At 68.2% G+C, this 21,304-nt stretch carries 16 protein-coding genes; 13 read left to right on the top strand and 3 right to left on the bottom strand.

Features of this window, described 5'->3' with window-relative positions; all coding sequences use genetic code 11:
* Positions 1 to 46: 46 nt before the first annotated feature.
* Positions 47 to 694, bottom strand: a complete 648-nt coding sequence (locus ACVOME_RS07325; RefSeq protein ID WP_065175739.1) for a hypothetical protein — start codon at positions 692 to 694, stop codon at positions 47 to 49.
* 154 nt (positions 695 to 848) lie between these two features.
* Entirely contained in the window at positions 849 to 3,269 is a 2,421-nt protein-coding gene (locus ACVOME_RS07320) for a penicillin-binding protein 1A (protein WP_481504906.1), read from the bottom strand.
* Between the two features lie 219 nt (positions 3,270 to 3,488).
* On the opposite strand from ACVOME_RS07320, the gene ACVOME_RS07315 reads away from it, so the two are divergent.
* The 13 genes from ACVOME_RS07315 to tkt all read left to right on the top strand — a co-directional run bounded on the left by ACVOME_RS07315 (position 3,489) and on the right by tkt (position 19,226).
* Complete coding sequence (locus tag ACVOME_RS07315) at positions 3,489 to 4,547, top strand: pilus assembly protein PilM (RefSeq protein ID WP_053518451.1); 1,059 nt, start codon at positions 3,489 to 3,491, stop codon at positions 4,545 to 4,547.
* Entirely contained in the window at positions 4,547 to 5,401 is an 855-nt protein-coding gene (locus ACVOME_RS07310; protein WP_481504905.1) for a PilN domain-containing protein, read from the top strand. The genes ACVOME_RS07315 and ACVOME_RS07310 overlap by 1 nt, the downstream gene beginning before the upstream one ends.
* Positions 5,398 to 6,054, top strand: a complete 657-nt coding sequence (locus tag ACVOME_RS07305) for a type IV pilus inner membrane component PilO (RefSeq protein ID WP_053518455.1) — start codon at positions 5,398 to 5,400, stop codon at positions 6,052 to 6,054. The genes ACVOME_RS07310 and ACVOME_RS07305 overlap by 4 nt, the downstream gene beginning before the upstream one ends.
* The gene (locus ACVOME_RS07300) at positions 6,054 to 6,587 is read left to right on the top strand and encodes a pilus assembly protein PilP (RefSeq protein ID WP_053518457.1); all 534 of its coding nucleotides are present in this window, start codon (positions 6,054 to 6,056) and stop codon (positions 6,585 to 6,587) included. Before ACVOME_RS07305 ends, ACVOME_RS07300 begins: the two co-directional genes overlap by 1 nt.
* A gap of 21 nt (positions 6,588 to 6,608) precedes the next feature.
* Complete coding sequence (locus ACVOME_RS07295; RefSeq protein WP_053518459.1) at positions 6,609 to 8,579, top strand: type IV pilus secretin PilQ; 1,971 nt, start codon at positions 6,609 to 6,611, stop codon at positions 8,577 to 8,579.
* A 172-nt stretch (positions 8,580 to 8,751) separates the two neighbouring features.
* Positions 8,752 to 9,777: an AAA family ATPase gene (locus ACVOME_RS07290; protein ID WP_180875905.1), complete on the top strand. Its 1,026-nt coding sequence runs from the start codon at positions 8,752 to 8,754 to the stop codon at positions 9,775 to 9,777.
* Between the two features lie 8 nt (positions 9,778 to 9,785).
* Entirely contained in the window at positions 9,786 to 10,715 is a 930-nt protein-coding gene (locus ACVOME_RS07285; protein WP_322523371.1) for a DUF58 domain-containing protein, read from the top strand.
* Complete coding sequence (locus ACVOME_RS07280; protein WP_481504904.1) at positions 10,712 to 11,161, top strand: DUF4381 family protein; 450 nt, start codon at positions 10,712 to 10,714, stop codon at positions 11,159 to 11,161. The genes ACVOME_RS07285 and ACVOME_RS07280 overlap by 4 nt, the downstream gene beginning before the upstream one ends.
* A complete protein-coding gene (locus tag ACVOME_RS07275) occupies positions 11,158 to 12,162 on the top strand; it encodes a vWA domain-containing protein (RefSeq protein WP_253118327.1) in 1,005 nt (334 codons plus the stop codon). Before ACVOME_RS07280 ends, ACVOME_RS07275 begins: the two co-directional genes overlap by 4 nt.
* The gene (locus ACVOME_RS07270; protein WP_481504903.1) at positions 12,159 to 13,958 is read left to right on the top strand and encodes a tetratricopeptide repeat protein; all 1,800 of its coding nucleotides are present in this window, start codon (positions 12,159 to 12,161) and stop codon (positions 13,956 to 13,958) included. Before ACVOME_RS07275 ends, ACVOME_RS07270 begins: the two co-directional genes overlap by 4 nt.
* A complete protein-coding gene (locus tag ACVOME_RS07265) occupies positions 13,955 to 15,649 on the top strand; it encodes a BatD family protein (protein WP_481504902.1) in 1,695 nt (564 codons plus the stop codon). The genes ACVOME_RS07270 and ACVOME_RS07265 overlap by 4 nt, the downstream gene beginning before the upstream one ends.
* A 57-nt stretch (positions 15,650 to 15,706) precedes the next feature.
* Positions 15,707 to 17,026: a dicarboxylate/amino acid:cation symporter gene (locus tag ACVOME_RS07260; RefSeq protein ID WP_053518469.1), complete on the top strand. Its 1,320-nt coding sequence runs from the start codon at positions 15,707 to 15,709 to the stop codon at positions 17,024 to 17,026.
* 202 nt (positions 17,027 to 17,228) lie between these two features.
* Positions 17,229 to 19,226, top strand: a complete 1,998-nt coding sequence (gene tkt, locus ACVOME_RS07255; protein ID WP_053518470.1) for a transketolase — start codon at positions 17,229 to 17,231, stop codon at positions 19,224 to 19,226.
* 118 nt (positions 19,227 to 19,344) lie between these two features.
* Here tkt and ACVOME_RS07250 read toward each other — a convergent pair whose 3' ends face one another.
* Positions 19,345 to 21,297, bottom strand: a complete 1,953-nt coding sequence (locus tag ACVOME_RS07250; protein ID WP_193396521.1) for an acetyl-CoA hydrolase/transferase C-terminal domain-containing protein — start codon at positions 21,295 to 21,297, stop codon at positions 19,345 to 19,347.
* Positions 21,298 to 21,304: the final 7 nt, after the last annotated feature.

The following is a 21,304-nucleotide window of genomic DNA, read 5'->3' as shown; positions in this document are numbered from 1 at the left end:
CGACGCCCCACCCCGTACCCCGCGGGGGGCGTCTGCGTTGTGGGGCTCAGATGCTGCCGAGATAGCTTTCGATCTGCTCCTGGCTGAGCAGTTCGCGCAGCTGGGCCTGCGAGGCGCGCCGCATCGGCTTCTCGTCGACCGGTGACAGCGGTGCCTGGCGCAGGGCGTCATACGGCAGCACGGCCAGGTCGAACGTCAGTTCCTCCGCACTGAACACCCAGACCGGCACGTCCAGGCTGCGCTCGCGGTCCAGGCGCAGCCGGCGCACGCGCGACTCGGCCGGAATGCCCTGTTCGTCCAGGAAGCGATGCACGGCTTCGGGGTCGTCGCTGTGCAGATGGACCTGCACGGGGCTGTTGGCATCGGCGGTGCCGTCCAGCACCGGGCCGACCAGGCGCGGGGCGAAGGCATGCAGGAATTCCAGTGCGCGCAGCGCAGCTTCGCGACGGCGCTGCAGCTCGTTGCCGTGCTGGGGGCCAGCGAACAGGCGCTGGTACTCGCGCAGCGCATCCTCGATCTCGACATTGCGGGGCAACGAGGCATCGTCATGGATGCCGAGCCGGCTGGCCGCCTTCAGTTTGGCCTGGTGGAAGTCGCGGATGCCGCCTTCGGCCATCAGGCGGGCGGCTTCGTGGGCGAGGCGGTGACGACGCTCACGGGTCTGGGTGGTGGCATGCTGGCGGGCGCGATGCATGCGGGAACTCCTGTTGCGACCTGGCTACAGACTAGCGCAACGGTGTGACATCTGCGTGGGGAATGGAACAGGGATACGGGGCCGGCCCACGCTCGGCTGGCCGGGCCGTTGAGCCGGGCATGCGCCGGCTCGACGGTGACGCCCGCGGCGCGCGTCAGAAGATATCGAACGCAGCCGCGTCGGCTTGCGGGGTATTGAGGTTGAGGTCGTAGTCCGTCAGGCGATCCATGTCCTCCACCTTGACCCACTCGGTCGCGCCGTTGAGCGTGGTCTGCACCATGCCGCTGGGCGGGTCGTTCTGCGCGATCGGCGTGTCCTTCAGCGCGGTGCGCATGTACTCGATCCAGATCGGCAGCGCTGCCTTGCCACCGTATTCGCGGTAACCCAGCGAACGGAAGTCATCGCGGCCCACCCACACGGTGGTCACATACGGGCCGCCGAAGCCGGAGAACCAGGCATCGCGGTGGTCGTTGGTGGAGCCGGTCTTGCCGCCCACGTCCTCGCGGCCGAGCACCTTGGCCTGGGTACCGGTACCGCGCTGGACCACATCGCGCATCATCGACACCAGTTGGTAGGCGGTGCGTGCATCGATCGCGCGCGGCGCGGTGCGCGCATCCGGGTTGACCGGTGCGGCAGCGGTTTCGGTGGTGGCCTGCGCCTTGGCGGCGGCCGGGTCCGGCGTGGGGGCCGGGGCACCGAAGTTGAAGCCGTCCACGACCTGGCTGACCGGCTGGTCGCTGCTGCCGGCACAGTCGCGGCAGGCCAGTGCCGGGTTTTCCTTGAACACCAGGTTGCCGTCGCGGTCGTTCACCTGATCGATCAGCCAGGTGTCCACGCGCGAGCCGCCGTTGGCGAACACGGCATAGCCACGGGCCACCGACAGCGGGGTCAGCGAGGCGGTGCCGAGCGACATCGACAGGTTCGGCGGCAGCTCCGATTCGGCGAAGCCGAACTCGCTGATGTACTTGCGGGCGTAGTCCACGCCCATGCCGTCGAGCAGGCGTACCGAGACCAGGTTGCGCGACTGCACCAGGGCTTCGCGCAGGCGCATCGGGCCGCGGAAGCCACCGCCATCGTTCTGCGGTGCCCAGGTCTTGCCGCGGCGGTCGCGGAACACGACCGGGGCATCAAGCACGATCGAAGCCGGGTTGTAACCCTTGTCGAACGCTGCGGCATAGACGAACGGCTTGAAGCTCGAACCGGGCTGGCGACGGGCCTGGGTGGCGCGGTTGAACTTGTTGCCGGAGAAGCTGAAACCGCCGACCAGCGCCTTCAGCGCACCGCTGTGGGCATCCAGCGAGACCAGCGCGGACTGACCGCGCGGGATCTGGTCCAGCAGCCACTCGCCCTCCTTGTCGCCGGCGCGCACACGCACGATGTCGCCGCGCTGCACCAGCTTGCCGGGGGTCTTGTTGGTCCACCGGGCGGCACCGGCCGGCAGCACGATCTCGCTGCGGTTGGCCAGCACCACCGTGGCGCTGCCATCGGCACCGGCGCTGGCAACGATCGCCGGCAGCAGGCCTGCCTGCGCCGGGATGCCGCGCAGATGTTCGGCCAGAGCTGCGGCATCGTCGCCGGCCCCCAGCTGCACCTGCCTCTCCACGCCGTGCCAGCCGTGGCGGTGGTCATACAGCAGCAGGCCGTCACGCACCGACAGGTTGGCCGCGGTCTGCAGGGTCGAATCGATGGTGGTGGTGACGTGGTATCCCTTGTTGACCACATCGCCGCCGAAGCGCGCGATCATCTCCTGGCGCACCAGTTCGGCCACGTAGGGCGCCTCGACCTGCACCGGCGGCTCATGCGCGGTGGCATGCATCGGCACGGCCTTGGCCGCATCGGCCTCGGCTTGGCTGACGAACTTCAGATCGGCCATGCGCTGCAGCACATAGTTGTCGCGGCGCTGGCGGGCGCGTTCCGGGTTGGAGATCGGGTTGCCGGAGGAGGGGAACTTCGGGATGCCGGCCAGCGAGGCCATCTCATCCAGGTCCAGCTCGGCCAGCTTCTTGCCGTAGTAGAACTCCGCTGCCGCGGCCACACCGTAGGCACGGTTGCCGAAGAAGCTCTTGTTCAGGTACAGCTCGAAGATCTCGTCCTTGCTCAGCTCGGACTCGATCTTGCGGGCCAGCAGGATCTCGGCCAGCTTGCGGGTGTAGCTGTACTCGGAACTGAGGAAGAACTGGCGGGCCACCTGCTGGGTGATGGTGGACCCGCCGGGCACGCGCTTGTCGTTGGTGGTGGCCAGCAGCCACACCGCGCGGGCGATGCCCTTGTAGTCCACGCCGCCATGTTCATAGAAGCGGGCGTCCTCGGTGGCCAGGAAAGCCTGCTTGAGCTTCTCCGGCACGTCCTTCATGGTGACCGGGGTGCGCCGGGTCTCGCCGAACACCGCCATCAGCTTGCCGTCGGCGGCATAGACGTACATCGGCTCCTGCATCTCCACGTCGCGCAGGGTCTGCACGTCGGGGAGCTTGGAGGACACAGCGTAGTAGAGACCGCCCACAGCGGCCGCACCGATCAGCGCCAGGACCAGGACAATCAGGAAGATCCAGCGCAGCCAGCGGCGGAGTCGAGTCATCGGGTTCAGATTCCGATTGCGAATTTCGTGGTCGCAGAGTATAGATTACGCAAGGTGGCGGCTGGGGTCGGCACCGGGGAGCGCAAGGGGAAACGCCAGGGGCTGCATCGTGAACCTGTGAGGGAATTCACAGCAGGGCGGTTGCCATTTGCTAAGAATACGTTATTAATGCGCGGTCGCAGTTCTTGCGTCCAAGTGCCCGTCGGCAGGGGAGAAACCGTGGGGCTCATCCCAAAAAGTCAGTCGCCGCTTATTGGCGTCGACATCAGTTCGACTGCGGTAAAGCTGTTGCAGCTTTCCCGCAGTGGCAATCGTTTCCGTGTGGAACATTACGCCGTGGAACCACTGCCGCCGAATGCGGTCGTGGAGAAGAACATCGTCGAGGTGGAGGCCGTGGGTGAGGCCATCCGCCGGGCGTTGAACCGTTCCGGCAGCAAGGCGAAGCAGGCCGCCGCCGCCGTGGCCGGCTCGGCCGTGATCACCAAGGTGATCCCGATGCCGGCCGAGCTCGACGAGAACGACATGGAAGCGCAGATCGAGCTGGAAGCGGTCAACTACATTCCCTATCCGATCGAGGAAGTGAACCTGGACTTCGAGGTGATCGGGGTGATCCCGAACAACCCGGAGATGGTCCAGGTGCTGCTGGCCGCGTCGCGGTCCGAGAATGTGGAACTGCGCCAGTCGGCGCTGGAACTCGGCGGCCTGCAGGCCAAGGTGATGGACGTGGAGGCCTTCGCGGTCGAGAACGCCTTCGCCCTGGTTGCCAGTGAGCTGCCGGTGTCCACCGACGGCGTGGTCGCGCTGGTCGACATCGGCGCCACGATGACCACCCTGAACGTCCTGCGCGGCGGGCGCAGCCTGTACAGCCGCGAACAGGTGTTCGGCGGCAAGCAGCTGACCGACGAGATCATGCGCCGCTACGGCCTGAGCTACGAGGAAGCCGGCCTGGCCAAGCGCCAGGGCGGGCTGCCGGAAAGCTACGAGATGGAAGTGCTGGAGCCGTTCAAGGAAGCCACGGTCCAGCAGATCAGCCGCCTGTTGCAGTTCTTCTACGCCGGCAGCGAATTCAATCGTGTCGATCATATCGTGCTGGCCGGAGGCTGCGCGGTTCTTGGGGGCCTGCCGGAAATGGTCGAGGAGCAGCTGGGTGTGCCGACCGTGGTCGCCAATCCGCTGGCGCAGATGACGCTGGGACCGAAGGTGAACGCGCATGCGCTGGCCCAGGATGCTCCCGCGCTGATGATCGCGACCGGTCTGGCGCTGAGGAGCTTCGACTGATGGCACGCATCAACCTGTTGCCCTGGCGCGCCGAACGGCGCAAGCAACGCCAGCGCGAGTTCTACGCAATGCTGGGCATGGCCGCCGTGGGTGGCCTGCTGCTGTCGCTGATGATCTGGTTCTACTACGACCGCCAGGTCAGCGGCCAGATGGACCGCAATGCCTACCTGCAGGCCGAGATCGACAAGGTCAAGGAGCAGAACAAGGAGATCGACCGCCTCGACGCGCAGAAGGAGCGGCTGCTGGCGCGCAAGAAGGTGATCGAGGAACTGCAGGCCAAGCGCTCGCAGATGGTCCACCTGTTCGACGCGCTGGTGCGCACCATTCCCGATGGCGTCGTGCTGACCGCCCTGAAGCAGGAAGGGGACACCCTTACCCTGGAAGGCCGCACCCAGTCCAACGCCCGCGTTTCGGCGTACATGCGCAACCTGGAGACGTCCGGCTGGATGGCCAGTCCGGAGCTGTCGATCATCGAGGCGCGTGAGCCGGACAAGGACAAGGACGGTCGCCCGGGCCCGGTATCGGACATCAAGGCGCTGCCGTATGTGTTCGTGGTCAAGGTGAAGCTGCCGGCGCAGAGCGAGGAGGCCACCGCGCCGCCGGGCCTGAATGCCGATGGCACCGTGGCACCGGCCGCAGCCGCCGAACCGGTCGCACCGCTGTCGGCCGCGCCCGAAGCCGCCGCGCCCGCCGCACCGGCCACCGCACCCGCCACCGCACCCGCACCCGCACCCGCCACCACGCCGCCCCCGGCAACGGCCCCGCCGGCCGCTGCGCCGGCCAAGCCGGAGGGCAGCCGCCTGGCACAGCCGCCGCAGGCCTTCCACGCCCCGTTGCAGGGGGATCGCGCATGAGCCAGAAGATCGATCTCAAGAACCTGGATTTCAACGACATCGGCAACTGGCCGCAGAAGGCCAAGATCGTCTTCTGCGCGCTGCTGGCGCTGGTCATCATGTTCGTGGCGTGGATGCTGCTGATCAGTGGCAAGCGCGAGGAACTGGAGGGCCTGGAGCGGCAGGAGACCGAGCTGCGCACCGAGTTCACCAAGCAGCAGGAACGTGCGGTGAACCTGGCGCCGCTGAAGCAGCAGCTGGCACAGATGGAGCAGGTGCTGCAGCAGATGCTGCGGCAGCTGCCGAGCAAGACCGAAATGCCGGACCTGATCATCGACATCTCGCAGACCGCGTTGTCCAGCGGCCTGTCCAACGAGCTGTTCGAACCCGAGTCCGAGCAGATCAAGGAGTTCTACGCCGAGAAGCCGATCAAGCTGCGGATGGTGGGCAGCTACCACCAGTTCGGTGCGTTCGTCAGCGGCGTGGCTTCGTTGCCGCGGGTGGTCATCCTGACCATGCACGACATCAACCTCAAGCCCAAGGACAAGACCAGCGGCAACGTCCGCGCAGGTGCGCTGGAGCTGTCCGGCACGGTCAAGACCTACCGGTATCTGGACGAAGCCGAAGTGCAGGCGCAGCAGAGCGCTGACGCCGGCAAGGAGGGCGGGAAGTGATGCGCGCACAGATCGTACGCGGGTCGATGGTGCTGGCGGTCCTGCTGCTGGCCGGCTGTGGCCGCGGCGTGACCAGCACGCCGGGCGATGCACCGAACCTGGAGAAGTGGGTGGAGGGCGAGCGTGCGCGACCGGCGCAGCCGCTGGAGCCGCTGCCGGTGATGCAGCAGTTCGAGACCTTCGAATACTCCGCGCAGGGCATGCGCGATCCGTTCACCGATGCCTGGACCAATCCGCAGCAGGGGAACGGCGGATTGCGACCGGACCCGAACCGGCGCAAGGAGCCCCTGGAGGGCTTCCCGCTGGACGCACTGGACATGGTCGGCACCATCGGCACCGGCGGCAGCACCGTCGCGCTGGTGATGGGGCCGGACAAGGTCACCTACCGGGTCCGCCCGGGCGGCTACCTGGGGCAGAGCGACGGGCGGGTCACCGCGGTCTTCGAGGACCGCGTTGAACTGATCGAACTGGTGCCGGATGGCGCGGGTGGTTGGCTGGAACGGCCAGCGACGCTCGCGCTGGAAGATCAATGATCGTTTACTGGGGATAGCACGATGACCTTTCACCAAGCCAAGGGGCTGCGTCCCATCCGGCGCTCTACCTTGAACCGTGTCAGCGCGCTGGGAGTCGCGCTGATGCTGGCCTGCGCTCCGGCGCTGGCCGCCGCACCGGCGGAGAAACCGGCCAGCACCGCGGTGGCCCCTTCGGCCCCGGCGACAACTGGCCTGTCGGTGTCCAAGATCGATTTCAAGCGCGGCGATGACGGCGTCGGCCGCCTGATCCTGCAGTTCGACGGCCAGGGCGCGATTCCCGACCTGCGCACGCAGGGCAGCAACGTCGTGGTCGACGTGGGCAACGCGCGCCTGCCGGCCAACCTGCAGAAGCCGATGAACGTGGTCGACTTTGCCACGCCCGTGCAGCGCATCGATGCCAAGCCATCGGGCGCCGGGACCCAGCTGGTGCTGAGCACGGCGGGTACGGTGGAGTCGCTGGCCTACCAGAGCGGCAACGAATACGTGGTCGAGATCAGTCCGCGACAGGCGCCCGCCGCCGTCGGTGCGGTCAACGCCGGTACGGTCACCCAGGCGGCGAAGGCCGTCGGCCAGCGTGGCTACTCGGGCAAGCCGGTCACCTTCAACTTCCAGGACGTGCCGGTGCGCACGGTGCTGCAGTTGATCGCCGAAGAATCCAACCTCAATGTCGTGGCGTCCGATTCGGTGCAGGGCAACGTGACCCTGCGCCTGGTCAACGTTCCGTGGGACCAGGCGCTGGACATCGTGCTGCGCGCGAAGGGCCTGGACAAGCGTCGCGATGGCAGCGTGATCTGGGTCGCGCCGCAGGCCGAGCTGGCCAAGTTCGAGCAGGAGAAGGAAGACGCCCGCATCGCCATCGAGAACCGCGAAGACCTGGTGACCGATTACGTGCAGATCAACTACCACAGCGCCACGCAGATCTTCAAAGCGCTGACCGAGGCCAAGGGCATCGGCGGCGGTGGCGGTGGTGGAAGTGGCGGTTCCTCGTCGCAGGAGGAAAGCGGGTTCCTGTCCACGCGCGGCCGCATCGTTGCCGACGAGCGCACCAACACGCTGATGATCAGCGACATCCCCAAGAAGATCGCACGCATGCGCGAACTGATCGGGGTGATCGATCGTCCAGTGGACCAGGTGCTGATCGAAAGCCGCATCGTGATCGCCACCGACACCTTCGCCCGCGAACTGGGTGCGAAGTTCGGCATCAGCGGCAGCCGCGACAATGTCTACTTCAGCGGCAGCCTCGACGCCAACGCCAAGACCCGCAAATCGCAGGTCGATACCGCGCTGGAAAATGCCAAGGCCGTGCGTGAGTGGCAGGCCGGTGGCAGTGTCGGTCCGGCACCGGTGCCGACCGGCTCGACCATCGAGCGTGGCCTGAACTGGAACCTGCCGGTGGCCCTGGCCAACAACCCGGGTTCGCTGGCGCTGTCGATCCTCAACGCGGGCTACCTGCTGGATGTCGAGTTGTCGGCCATGCAGGAGGAATCGCGTGGCGAAGTGATCTCCAATCCGCGCGTGGTCACCACCAACCAGCGCGAGGCGATGATCAAGCAGGGCAAGGAGATCGGCTACGTCACCATCAGCGGTACCGGTGCCGCCGGGGGCGCGGGTTCGACGCCGAACGTGCAGTTCAAGGAAGTCGTGCTGGAGCTGCGGGTGACCCCGACGATCACCAATGACAACCGCGTGTTCCTGAACATGCAGGTCAAGAAGGATGAAGTCGATCGCCTGATCGAACTGCAGGGCTACGGTACGGTGCCGTCGATCAACCGCCGCGAAGTCAATACCGCGGTGCTGGTCGAGGACGGCCAGACCGTGGTGATCGGCGGTGTGTACGAGTTCACCGATCGCAACAGCATCAGCAAGGTGCCGTTCCTGGGCGATGTGCCGTTCCTGGGCAATCTGTTCAAGAAGCGCGGTCGCAACAAGGACAAGGCCGAGCTGCTGGTGTTCGTGACGCCGAAGGTGCTGCGCGTGGCCAAGCAGAACTGAGCCACCGCCTGCAGCAGGTGCGAAACGGGGCCGCCACGTGCGGCCCCGTCTGCGTTGCGGCCATGCATCCACGCAGGGCGTGGACGCTGTTCAGCGTCTCTTGATGCCATCGCCGGGGCACCCTGCGATGATGTCGGGAACCCGTGCCGTCCTGTGCCGGTCAAAGGCCCTCATGAACCTGCCCCCGCCGATGCCCGAATCTGCAATGCCGGCTGCCACGCCGGCCACGTCCCGCCTGCACGCGGCGTTCAACACGTTGCGCGAGGCGCTGTCGGCCGAGATCGTCGGCCAGGCCGCCCTGGTCGAGCGCCTGCTGATCGCGCTGCTGGCCGATGGCCATCTGCTCGTGGAGGGCGCGCCCGGGTTGGCCAAGACCACCGCCATCCGCGCCCTGGCAGCGCGCCTGGAGGCCGATTTCGCGCGCGTGCAGTTCACCCCGGACCTGTTGCCTGCCGATCTGACCGGTACCGAGATCTGGCGCCCGCAGGAAGGCCGTTTCGAATTCGTGCCGGGCCCGATCTTCCATCCGATCCTGCTGGCCGATGAAATCAATCGTGCACCGGCCAAGGTGCAGTCGGCGCTGCTGGAAGCGATGGGCGAGCGCCAGGTCACCGTGGGTCGCCACACCTATGCGTTGCCCTCGTTGTTCCTGGTGATGGCCACGCAGAACCCGATCGAGCAGGAGGGCACGTTCCCGTTGCCCGAAGCGCAGCTGGACCGCTTCCTGATGCATGTGCGCATCGGTTATCCGGACCAGACGGCCGAGGCGGAAATCCTGCGGCTGGCGCGCGAACGTGCGCGCGGCGCGCTGGGTGAAGCCCCGGCGGCCCCGGAGAAAATGCCGATGCAGGATGTCTTCCAGGCGCGTCGCCAGGTACTGGACCTGCACATGGCACCGGCCCTGGAACGCTACCTGGTGGAGCTGGTGCTGGCCTCCCGCGATCCGGCCCGCTACGACCCCGCGCTGGGCCGTCGCATCGCGTGGGGCGCAAGCCCGCGCGGTTCGATCGCGCTGGAGCGTTGCGCGCGTGCGCGCGCATGGTTGGCCGGCCGTGACTTCGTCACCCCTGATGACGTGCGTGCGGTGGCTGCGGACGTGCTGCGCCACCGCGTGCTGCCGAGCTACGAGGCGACCGCCGAAGGCTGGGATGGCGAACGGCTGGTGCAGGAACTGCTGGCCCGGGTGCCGGCACCCTGAGCCTGCGCATGACCGATACATCCCAGGAGCATGGAGTGTCCGCCAGCGAAGGCGATGGACTGCGCCCGCGGCTGGCCGAGCTGGTGGCGCTGCGCCGTCTGGCCCAGCGTCCGCCGCCGCCCCGTCGCGGCCGCGCCGGCAATGCGGGGCAGGCACCGTCGCCGCTGCGCGGGCGCGGCATGGAGTACGCGGAATCGCGCGAGTACGTCGCCGGTGACGATGCCCGTCATATCGACTGGCGCGTGACCGCGCGCACCGGTCGTGCCCATACCAAGCTGTTCCAGGCCGAACGCGAACGGGTCAGTCTGATCGTGGCCGATACCTCACCCGCGCTGTACTTCGGCACCCGCGTGCGTTTCAAGTCGGTGCAGGCTGCGCGTGCCGGTGCAGTCGCCGCCTGGTCGGCGCAGCGCCGCGGCGACCGCATCGGTGCGCTGCGCGGCAGTGACCGCGAAGCGCCGGTAGCGCCAGCCGGCGGACCACGTGGCGTGCTGCGCGTGCTCGACGCGCTGACGCGCTGGTATGCGCAACCTCCGGCCGATGATCTGGGTCTGGAGCGCGCGCTGGACCACGCGGCGCGCGTTCTGCGTCCGGGTGCACGGCTGCTGGTGCTGGCCGACCCGCAGCAGGCCATCCGCATTGCGCCGGCGCGATGGGGAGCGCTGGCCCAGCATCACGACCTCAGCCTGGTGCTGCTGGTCGATCCGCTGGAGCTGCAGCCGCCGTCGGCGCCCCTGCAGTTCCTTGCCGCCCAGCAGCGCATCGGACTGGATCTGCGCCGCGGCGACGTGCAGGCGCAGTGGCATGCGCATTTCGTTGAACCGCTGCAGGAACTGCAGCGCCAGCTGGGGGCACGCCGCATCGATGTGCAGGTGCTGAGCAGTGATGCGGCCAGCGATGCCTGGCTGGCGCCGGCGCCTACCGAGGTACCCGCATGAGCACAGCGCTGCCCCTGCGCGATGTGCAGCTGCCACCGGCACCGTCGTGGTGGCCACCGGCCCCCGGCTATCTGATGATCGGGGCGGTTCTGCTGCTGGCGCTGCTGATCCTCGCCCTGCTGTGGTGGCGTCGCCGTCGGCGTCAGCAGCGCTGGTTGCAGGCGTTTGATCGCGAGCTGGCGGGCGCGACCGATGCCGCCGCTGAGGTGGCGGCCATTGCGGGCCTGCTGCGCCGTGCCGCGCGTCAGGCACGGCCGGGCAGCGAAGCGTTGCATGACCACGCCTGGTGGCAGCGGGTGGATCCGCAGGCGACGTTGTCGGCGGCGCAGCGCGATCTGCTTGCCGAGGGCGCGTACCGGCCGCAGGTGGATGCGGCCGATGTCGCAGTGCTGCGCCGCTGGGCACGCGGACGTTACCTGGCGATGCTGCAGGAGCGGCGCCGATGAGTGCGCTGGCGAGTTACTGGCCCTGGCCGGACCTGCAGCTGGCCTGGCCATTGGCGCTGTTGGCGGTGCCGTTGCCGTTGCTGATGCTGGCCTGGAAGCGCCGTGCCGCCCCCGGCGCTGCGCTGCGCGTGCCCTATGCCGCGACCGAACTGGAGGCCCTGGCCGGAGCAGGCCGTATCGATGCGCGCAGGTGGCGTGCGCTGCTGCTGTGGCTGGGCTGGATCGCGCTGTGCGTGGCGCTGGCGCGGCCGCAGCAGTTGGGCGAGGCGACCACACCGCCGCAGCAGGGGCGCCAGATGATGCTGGCGATGGACGTGTCCGGCAGCATGGGCGAGGCCGACATGGTGCTCGGCGGCCAGGCCGTCGATCGGCTGACCGCCGCCAAGGCCGTGCTGGCCGACTTTCTTGACCGTCGTGCAGGCGATCGCATCGGCCTGCTGATCTTTGGTGATCGGGCCTATACGCTGACCCCGCTCACTGCCGACCTGGCCAGCGTCCGCGACCAGCTGCGCGACAGCGTGGTCGGCCTGGCCGGGCGCGAGACCGCCATCGGCGATGCCATCGGCCTTGCGGTCAAGCGCCTGCGCAGCCAGCCCGAGGGCCAGCGTGTGCTGATCCTGCTCACCGATGGCGTCAGCAATGCAGGCGTGCTGGAACCGCTGCGTGCGGCGGAGGTAGCGCGTGCCGAGGGCGTGCGCATCCACACCGTCGCCTTTGGCGGCGATGGCAGCATGCGCTTTCTCGGCATTCCGATTTCCGCCGACCAGGACCCGGTGGACGAGGCGACGCTCAGGCAGATCGCCCGGATGACCGGCGGCCAGTTCTTCCGCGCCCGCGACACGGCCGAGCTTGCAGGCATCTATGCCGAGCTGGACCGGCTGGAGCCCATCGCGGAGAAGGGGCCGGTCCTGCGCCCGCGCGATGAGCGTTATCCCTGGCCGCTGGGCGTGGCGCTGCTGCTCGGTGCGCTTGCGTGGGCATGGCCGGAGCGTCGTCGATGATCGCCCTGGCATCCCATCTGCCGGACTGGAACGCGCTGCATTTCCTGCGGCCTGACTGGCTGTGGGCGTTGGCCGCGCTGCCGTTGATCGTGGCCGTAGCGGTGTATCGACAGCGCCGCAGCGATGCATGGCGGCAGGCGGTCGATGCCCATCTGCTGCCCCATCTGCTGGCGTCGGGGCCGCGCCGTCGCATGCGCCTGCCGTGGGCGCAGCTGCTGGGCTGGACGCTGGCGTGCCTGGCCCTGGCCGGGCCCAGCTGGCGACAGCAGGCGCAGCCGATGTTCCAGGCCAGCGCACCGTTGCTGGTGGTGCTGGACCTGTCCAGCCGGATCACCGCCACCGACCTGCCGCCGTCGCGCCTGCTGCAGGCGCGGGCCAAGATCGGCACGTTGCTGCGCGCCCGCGAGGGCGGCCAGGTTGGGCTGATCGTCTATGCGGACGATGCCTATACCGTCGCTCCGTTGACCGAGGATGCCAGCAATGTCGCGCTCTATCTGGACGCGCTGTCGCCGGATGTCATGCCGCGCGATGGCCAGCGTGCCGATCGTGGCATCGATTGGGCGACACGGCTGATGCGGCAGACCGGCGCGCCCCAGGGGCAGATCCTGGTGGTCACCGACCAGGCTGACGATGAGGCCGAACTCGCTGCTTCGCAGGCCCGCAGCCTGGGGCTGCAGGTGTCGGTGCTGGGTCTGGGAACTCCGGGCGGTGCCGCGTACCGCGACAGCAGCGGCCAGATCCGCCAGGCCGCGCTGGACGAAGGCCGCCTGCGCGCCGTGGCGACGGCCGGCGGCGGCCGCTATGTGCGGATCGCCGCCGATGATCGCGACCTGCGCGCGCTGGGTGTGCTCGATGCCCGTGAAGGCACAGCGCTGCAGCGGCCGGGTACCGGTCACCAATGGCGCGACGAAGGCTTCTGGTTGCTGCCGCCGTTGATGCTGCTTGCGCTGCTGGCGTTCCGACGGCGTGCGCTGCTGGCTGCCGTGCTGGCGGTCGGCCTGTTGCCGTGGACGGACGGCGCGCAGGCGCAGGCACAGACGCGGCCGGTGCAGGGCACGCTGTGGAAGCGGGCGGACCAGGTGCAGCATCAGCGTCTGGCCGAAGGCGTACAGGCCTACCGCCAGGGTGACTTCGCACGTGCCCGGCAGCAGTTCGAAGGGCTCGACACCGCGGCCGGCTGGTACAACCTCGGCAATGTGCTGGCCCGCCAGGGCCAGTACGACGATGCCATAGCCGCCTACGATCGCGCACTGGCCCTGCAGCCGGGGATGGCCGACGCGGTGGCCAACCGGGCTGTTGTGGATGCTGCACGCAAGCGCAAGCCGCCGGGTGGCCAGCGGCAGAACCCGGGACAGCAGAATCCGCCCCGGAAGCCGTCCTCGACGCCGCAGGATCAGCAGGGCCAGCCACAGCAGGGCCAGCCGTCGGGGCAGGGACAGCCGCAGGCGCCCTCGCAGCGCCCCCCGCCCTCAGACGCCGGCGCCCAGCCGCAACCGCGGCTCGGTGAGCGTGGTGATCAGGGGCCGCCGTCACCGCCCCAGGCCGAGGACGCCCATGCGCAGGCCGAGGCCGACGCGCAGCAGCGACAGCGCATGCAGCAGGCCATCGAACAGGGGCGCGAGGGCCGGGAGAAGAATGATCCGACCGTGGCGGGCGATGACGGCCGCACGCCGCGCCAGCGTGAGGAACAACAGGCGGTGGACGCCTGGATGCGGCGCGTGCCGGATGATCCGGGCGCGTTGCTGCGTGCCAAGTTCCAGCTGGAAAACGAACGCAGGAAGAGGGAAGGGCGATGAACATGCACGGCCTACGCCGGTGTGCGGCAATGCTGCTGCTGTGGCTGCCATTGATGGCCTGGGCACAGCCGCGGGCATGGCTGGACCGCGATCGCATCGCGATGGGCGATACGGTCACCCTCAACGTGCAGAGTGATGCCGGTGCGCCCGACTTCGCGCCGCTGCGCGGTGACTTCGATCTCAGTGGGCAGACCAGCAGCCGCCAGGTGGAGTGGAGCAACGGCAGCATGCAGCAACGCAGTCTGTATGGCGTGGCACTGACACCGCGACGCAGTGGCGCGCTGACGATCCCGGCCCTGCAGGTGGGTACTGCGCAGACCGCACCGCTGACGTTGCAGGTGGACGCCGCCGCCCCGGTCACCGCTGCCAACGGTGCGGCCATGGCGTTCATACAGACCGATGTCGACGATGACACGCCCTACGTGCAGCAGAGCGTTGGCGTGGTCGTGCGCCTGTTCTTCGCCTCGCAGCTGGCCTCCGGCGAGCTCATCGTGGATACGCCCGCCGGTGCCTCGCTGCAGCGGGTGGGCGACGACCGCACCGACGTGAGGCAGGTCAATGGACGCCGCTACAACGTGGTCGAGCGCCGCTTCCTGCTGATTCCCGAGCGCAGCGGGACACTGCGCCTGGCCGGCGCGCGCTTCAACGGCCGCAGCGCAGGCGGCTTCTTCGATGACTTTTTCGGAGGGGGCGATGGCCGCATGAACGCCACCGGCGCCGACCGCACGCTGCAGGTGCAGGCACAGCCGGCGCAGGCGCCGCAGCCGTGGCTGCCGTTGCAGGGCCTGCAGTTGCGCTATACCAGCGCGCCGAGTACTGCACGTACCGGCGAGGCGGCCACCATCGTGGTCGAAGCGATCGCCGAAGGTGCCACCCGTGCCCAGTTCACCGACCTTCCGGTTCCGGACCTCGGCACGGCGGCGCAGGTGTTCGCCGAACCGGCGCAGTACGAAGAGACCTTCAATGGCAGCACCCCGCGGTTGAAGATCACCCGTCGTTACTCCGTCGTGCCCCGCCAGCCGGGTCCGCTGCAGGTGCCGGGGCCGAGGGTGTCATGGTGGAACGTGCGCGACGGCAGCGCGCAGCAGGCACGACTGCCGGACCTGGCACTGACGGTCAGCGCCGGTACGGGCACTGCCGCGCCCGCCCCGCCGCCGCCGATCGACACCGATGCAGCGCTGCCCGACGACGACACGCGCATTGCGGCCACCGATCCGATCGCCTCGGGGACGCCGAGCCAGCCCTGGCCCTGGATTGCCGCGGTGATCGGCCTGGCGCTGCTGTGGCTGCTGACCCTGCTGTGGGGCTGGCAGCGCGGACGCGGCGGGCCGTCCATGCGCGGTGCCACTCGCCCGCCGGGGCCGCCGTCCGGGCCGGAAGCCAGCGAAGGACGCGGCAGCGTCGCCGAACTGCGCCGGGTGCTGGACGGCGAGGGCTTTGACCAGGTCGAAGCGCAGCTGTGCGCGATGGCAGGTGTACCGCGGTTGGAGCAGGTCATCGCCAGGCTGGGTGATCCGAACCAGCGCCAGGTGCTGCAGGAGCTCCAGCAGGTGCGATGGGGCGGGCAGGGAGAGCCGGCACCACTGCGTGTGCGGTTGCGCGAGGCCTTCCGTGACGGACCACACTGGTCGGGGACCGCCCGCGGCACCGACACTGGGCTGGCGCCGCTGTATCCGCAGCGCCGAACCTGAACCGGCGCCGCTTGCGCGCTTTGTTAGAGTGCATTCATTTTTCGAGGAAACGTGCGTATGACAGCAGCTGCCGCCGGCAAGAAGACGTTGCCCCTGCACTGGAAGATGGGCATCGGCTTCGCGATCGGCCTGATCCTGGGACTGACCGTGCACGCCCTGGGTGGCAGCGTCGATGGTCTGCAGACCGGTGCCAAGTGGGTCATGGACTACATCACCACGCCTGCATCGGGGCTGTTCCTCAACCTGATCTTCATGCTGATCGTGCCGTTGATCTTCTCGGCGCTGATCATGGGCGTGTCGGAGATGGGCGACATCCGCGCCCTCGGCCGCATCGGCTGGAAGACGCTGGCCTATACCGTGCTGCTGTCCGGCATCGCCGTGGCCATCGGCCTGGTGCTGGTCAACCTGCTCAAGCCCGGCGTCGGCGTCGATCCGCAGACCGCCGCGCTGATGCTCTCGGAGAACGCCGAACGCAGCAAGGAGATCGTCGCCGGCATCCATGGCACGCCGAAGGGCATGGACATGCTGCTCTCGATCGTGCCGAGCAACGTGCTGCAGGCGGCCTCCGACAACGGCGCGATCCTCTCGCTGATGTTCTTCGCGCTGATGTTCGGCATCGGCATGGTGCTGACCGATGACGAGAAGGTCGCCCCGCTGCGCCGCGCCATCGAAGGCGTGTTCGAAATCTCGATGACCCTGATCAATCTGGTCATCCGCCTGGCACCGTATGCGGTGGCCTGCTTCATGTTCAACCTGGCCGCGCTGTTCGGTTTCGAGCTGATCATCCGCCTGGGCGCCTACGTGGGCGTGGTGGTGCTGGCACTGGGCCTGCACATGGTGGTGACCTACGGCGCCGCCGTGTGGCTGTCGGGCCGTTCGCCGCTGTCGTTCTTCCGCGATACCCAGGAAGCGACGGTGATGGCCTTCTCCACCGCCTCCAGCAACGCTACCCTGCCGACCGCGCTGCGCGTGGCCGACCAGATGGGCCTGCCGCAGCGCGTGTCCCGCTTCGTGCTGACCGTGGGCGCCACCGCCAACCAGAACGGCACGGCGCTGTTCGAGGGCGTGACGGTGATCTTCCTGGCCCAGTTCTTCGGCGTGGACCTGAGCATCGGCCAGCAGATCATGGTGATGGCGGTGTGCATCCTGGGGGGCATCGGTACCGCGGGCGTGCCGTCGGGTTCGCTGCCGGTGGTGGCGATGATCTGCGCCATGGTGGGGGTCAACCCGCTGGGGATCGGCCTGATCCTGGGCGTGAACCATTTCCTGGACATGTGCCGCACGGCGCTGAACGTGACCGGCGATCTGGCGCTGACCACCCTGGTGGCCAAGGGCGAGGGCCACGACGGCCCGGCGCTGGTTCCCGACCGCGACTGAGTCCTGGCGATCTGATCGGGGTCGGATTCCTTTCCGCACGGAAAGGGCTCCGACCCCTTTTCACATGCGGAATCCGGCGGAGACCACGACGTTGCCGGCCAGCGCCCGCACGACCTGGCAAGTGGAACTGACCCCCACCCGGTGACTATGGGACAATAGGCCGCCCGCACGTCCGCGGCCGCCTCCCGATTCCGACAGAACCATGACGCAGCCTACCCGTCGCCAGTTGGCCAACGCCATCCGCTTCCTTGCCGCCGATGCGGTTGAAACCGCAAAGTCCGGCCACCCCGGCATGCCCATGGGCATGGCCGACATCGCCGAAGTGCTCTGGAACGACTACCTTCGCCACAACCCGAGCAATCCGCACTGGTTCAACCGCGACCGTTTCGTGCTGTCCAACGGCCACGGCTCGATGCTGCAGTACGCGCTGCTGCACCTGAGCGGTTACGACCTGCCGATCGAGCAGCTCAAGCTGTTCCGCCAGCTTGGCAGCCACACCGCCGGTCACCCGGAGCGCCATGAAACCCCCGGCGTGGAAACCACCACCGGCCCGCTGGGCCAGGGTTTCGCCAATGCCGTGGGCTTCGCCCTGGCCGAGAAGCTGCTGGCGCAGCGCTTCAACCGTCCGGAACTGGAAGTGGTCGACCATCGCACCTGGGTGTTCATGGGCGATGGCTGCCTGATGGAAGGCGTCTCGCATGAAGCCGCTTCGCTGGCCGGCACCTGGGGCCTGCACAAGCTGGTCTGCTTCTGGGACAACAACCACATCTCCATCGATGGCAACGTCGAAGGCTGGTTCACCGACAACACGCCGGAGCGTTTCGAGGCCTATGGCTGGAACGTGGTCCGCGATGTCGATGGTCACGACCCGGAGAGCATCAAGGCCGGCATCGAGGCCGCGCTGTCGCAGAGCGACAAGCCGACCCTGATCTGCTGCCGCACCACGATCGGCTTTGGTTCGCCGAACAAGGCCGGCAAGGAATCCAGCCACGGTGCCCCGCTGGGCAAGGACGAGCTGGAAGCCACCCGCAAGCAGCTGGGCTGGGAGTACGGCCCGTTTGAAATCCCGCAGGCGATCTACGACGGCTGGCGCGCCAACGGTGCCGGCACCCTGCGCCAGGCCGAATGGGAACAGCTGTTCGACAAGTATGCGGCCCAGTATCCGGCCGAAGCCGCTGAACTGACCCGTCGTTCGCACGGGGAACTGCCGGCCGACTTCGTTGCCCAGGCCGACGCGTACATCGCCAAGGTCGCGGCTGAAGGCCCGACGATCGCCTCGCGCAAGGCCTCGCAGCTGGCCATCGAGGCCTTCGCGCCGCTGCTGCCGGAAATCGTCGGCGGCTCGGCCGACCTGGCGCACTCCAACCTGACCCTGTGGAAGGGCAGCACCTCGGTCGCCAGCGACGACGCCAACGCCAACTACGTGTACTACGGCGTGCGCGAGTTCGGCATGACCGCGATCGCCAACGGCCTGGCGCTGCATGGCGGCTTCATTCCGTTCGATGCCACCTTCCTGGTGTTCAGCGATTACGCTCGCAACGGCGTTCGCATGAGCGCGCTGATCCCGGCCCATGCCATCCACGTCTACACCCACGATTCGATCGGCCTGGGCGAAGACGGTCCGACCCACCAGCCGGTGGAGCATCTGGCCTCGCTGCGCTACATCCCGAACAACGACGTGTGGCGCCCGTGCGATGCCGTCGAGTCGGCGGTGAGCTGGAAGGCGGCGATCACCCGCCAGGACGGCCCGAGCTGCCTGGTGTTCAGCCGTCAGAACCTGCCGCACCAGCCACGGAGCGCTGAGCAGATCGCGCAGATCGAGCGTGGCGGCTACGTGCTGGCCGACGCCGCCGGTACCCCGGACGTGATCCTGATCGCCACCGGTTCGGAAGTCTCGCTGGCCACGGAAGCGAAAGCCCAGCTGGACGCGGCCGGCCTCAAGACCCGCGTGGTCTCGATGCCGTCCACCGATGTGTTCCTGCGCCAGGATGCGGCATATCGTGAATCGGTGCTGCCGAACGCCGTGCGCAAGCGCGTGGCGGTGGAAGCCGGCGTCACTGGTTTCTGGCGCCAGTTCGTCGGCCTGGACGGTGCGGTGATCGGTATCGACACCTTCGGTGCCTCGGCCCCGGCCGACCAGCTGTACAAGCACTTCGGCATCACCGCCGCGCACGTGGTGGACGCCGCCAAGGCGCTGTAAGCAGCATCGCGATGTGATGCAGGGAAGGCCGGCGCAAGCCGGCCTTTCCTTTTGGGCTGGCGCCGGGCCATGCCCGGCGGATCGGCTGCTCGCCGGGCCTGGCCCGGCGCTACCGGCTTCAGGCCGTGCGTGCCAGCGCCAGCCGCAGCAGGCGCGCGTCCAGCCGCTCGTGGAAGTCCTTCGGTGACTGCAGGCCCATGCGCTGCAGGTACACCGCATCGCCATCGCCGGCCGGTTGCCGCAGCGCTGCCCAGACGGTACGCAGCTTGTCGCCGCGGGTCTGCGTGTTGGCCTTCAACCAGCCCAGCGCCTTCACCAGCACCTGCTCGATCTCATTGAAGTCGCTGCCCAGCGGGTAGTCGGGCAGAGTGCCGTCGGAGCGGAAGGGGGCCAGCGCTGCGGCCAGGGCCTGCGGTGTATTGCGCTGCAGCCGCTGCGGATCGGGCTGCGTCGTGGCCAGCAGCTTGCGCGCGGCCTGTGCCTGCTGCAGCAGGCCCTGCTGGAACGGCGCCTCGGTGATCGCCGCCATCGCCTGCACGCAGTCCTCGTCGGTCAACCCGCGCAGGTCGGCGATGCCGTACTCGTCCAGGTAGATATCACGCAGATGGCGGGGAATGGTGGTGTGGCCATAATTCCAGCGCACGTTCGATTCGCGATGGCCCTTGTCATCGCGCGCGGCGCGGAACATCAGCACGCTGCGTGCTTCCGGCAGGGCATGGGCCATCGCCACGAAGTTGTACTGGCCGCCGACGCCGGACACCACGCGGCCATCGTCCAGGGCATCGGAGACCGCCGCGCCCAGCGCAGTGGCCATCATGCAGGAATTGAAGAAGCGTGCATGGCGGCGCTGCAGGCGCTCCAGCGTCTCGTTGCCGCCGTAAAGCTGGTTGATCTCACTGATGCGGCGCATGCCGATGGCGCGACGTTCATCCGCCGGCAGCTCGCGCAGCCACTGGTAGAACTCCGGCGAGCCCAGGTAGAACGCGCCATGCAGGTATTCGCCTTCGGCGGCCAGCGTGGCATGGTCGATGGACAGCGTGCTGCCGTTCTCGATGCGCTGCATCAGCGCGAGGTCGTCATGCACCTTGCGCTTGATCACGCCGGTCTGAACCAGCCGCCGGAAGCCCTCGTTGAGCATCTCGCTGCAGCCGTACAGGCCGATCTCGAACGGCTCCAGGCCGCCGATTTCCTGTACCAGCGGATGCCGCGCAAGCTGCGGATCCAGCGCGTGCAGCACGCGCCGGTAGCGCGCGTTGTCGGTATGCCGCAGCACCAGTGCATGGCTGAGTGCATCGGCCAGCGTGCCGATGCCGATCTGCAGCGTGCCGCCATCGCGCACCAGGGTGCTGGCATACAGGCCGATCGCATAGTCGGCGTCGGCGACCGGCTGCCGCGGCAGGCCGAACAGCGCCGGATACGGCGGCGGCGGGGTGATGACCAGGTCGAAGAAGGACACATCGACCGTGGCGGTGCCGCCCAGATAAGGCAGCTGCGGATCGATCTCGGCCACCATCAGCGGACGCGGCAGGCCGCGTGCGGCGATTGCATCGAGTGTGTCCTGGGTGATGTCGTTGTTGCAGGACAACGAGAGGCGGCGATCGTCCGGGCGCATCGCCACCTTCTGCACGATCACCTGCGGCGCGCGCTGGGCCACCGCATCTGCGGCATGGGTGTAGTTGAGGCTGGTGTAGCTGGACTGCGCCTGCCGGGAACCGAGCAGGGCGCCGGACTGCATGTAGAACTCCTCCACCTGCACATGGGCGGGCAGTGCGTCACGGGCGATCGCGTCGGCGTAGGCCAGGCGGGGGAAATCCTCGCCGAAATGGCGCTGCGCGAAGGGGCCCAGGAAGCGGGCCTCCAGGCCGCTGCCCCGCACCTTCGGCGGATTCAACGACAGCGCAGTGTAGAGCTGGAGGGGGTGCGAGGGATCGTTCTCGACCCGTGCATACAGTGCATTGAGCAACCGGTGTGGCTTGCCCAGCGCCAGCGGTGCTCCGATCCGCAGCGGCCCTTTCACGCGCGCGAACAGCCAATCGACGGCGGCGTCCAGGTCGGTGAGGTGTTCGGTCATCCGGGGC

This window comes from Stenotrophomonas sp. STEN008 (assembly GCF_056760435.1).
The sequence above is the reverse complement of the archived record's forward strand: the minus strand, read 5'-3'. Positions and strand labels throughout refer to the sequence as shown.

Excerpts from the sequence above, each read along its gene's own strand:
- ACVOME_RS07305 (WP_053518455.1), top strand. The coding sequence starts at position 5,398 with ATGAGCCAGAAGATCGATCTCAAGAACCTGGATTTCAACGACATCGGC.
- ACVOME_RS07270 (WP_481504903.1), top strand. The coding sequence starts at position 12,159 with ATGATCGCCCTGGCATCCCATCTGCCGGACTGGAACGCGCTGCATTTC.
- ACVOME_RS07310 (WP_481504905.1), top strand. The coding sequence starts at position 4,547 with ATGGCACGCATCAACCTGTTGCCCTGGCGCGCCGAACGGCGCAAGCAA.
- ACVOME_RS07320 (WP_481504906.1), bottom strand. The coding sequence starts at position 3,269 with ATGACTCGACTCCGCCGCTGGCTGCGCTGGATCTTCCTGATTGTCCTG.
- ACVOME_RS07275 (WP_253118327.1), top strand. The coding sequence starts at position 11,158 with ATGAGTGCGCTGGCGAGTTACTGGCCCTGGCCGGACCTGCAGCTGGCC.
- ACVOME_RS07250 (WP_193396521.1), bottom strand. The coding sequence starts at position 21,297 with ATGACCGAACACCTCACCGACCTGGACGCCGCCGTCGATTGGCTGTTC.
- ACVOME_RS07300 (WP_053518457.1), top strand. The coding sequence starts at position 6,054 with ATGCGCGCACAGATCGTACGCGGGTCGATGGTGCTGGCGGTCCTGCTG.
- ACVOME_RS07290 (WP_180875905.1), top strand. The coding sequence starts at position 8,752 with ATGAACCTGCCCCCGCCGATGCCCGAATCTGCAATGCCGGCTGCCACG.
- ACVOME_RS07280 (WP_481504904.1), top strand. The coding sequence starts at position 10,712 with ATGAGCACAGCGCTGCCCCTGCGCGATGTGCAGCTGCCACCGGCACCG.
- ACVOME_RS07325 (WP_065175739.1), bottom strand. The coding sequence starts at position 694 with ATGCATCGCGCCCGCCAGCATGCCACCACCCAGACCCGTGAGCGTCGT.
- ACVOME_RS07260 (WP_053518469.1), top strand. The coding sequence starts at position 15,707 with ATGACAGCAGCTGCCGCCGGCAAGAAGACGTTGCCCCTGCACTGGAAG.
- ACVOME_RS07295 (WP_053518459.1), top strand. The coding sequence starts at position 6,609 with ATGACCTTTCACCAAGCCAAGGGGCTGCGTCCCATCCGGCGCTCTACC.
- ACVOME_RS07285 (WP_322523371.1), top strand. The coding sequence starts at position 9,786 with ATGACCGATACATCCCAGGAGCATGGAGTGTCCGCCAGCGAAGGCGAT.
- tkt (WP_053518470.1), top strand. The coding sequence starts at position 17,229 with ATGACGCAGCCTACCCGTCGCCAGTTGGCCAACGCCATCCGCTTCCTT.
- ACVOME_RS07265 (WP_481504902.1), top strand. The coding sequence starts at position 13,955 with ATGAACATGCACGGCCTACGCCGGTGTGCGGCAATGCTGCTGCTGTGG.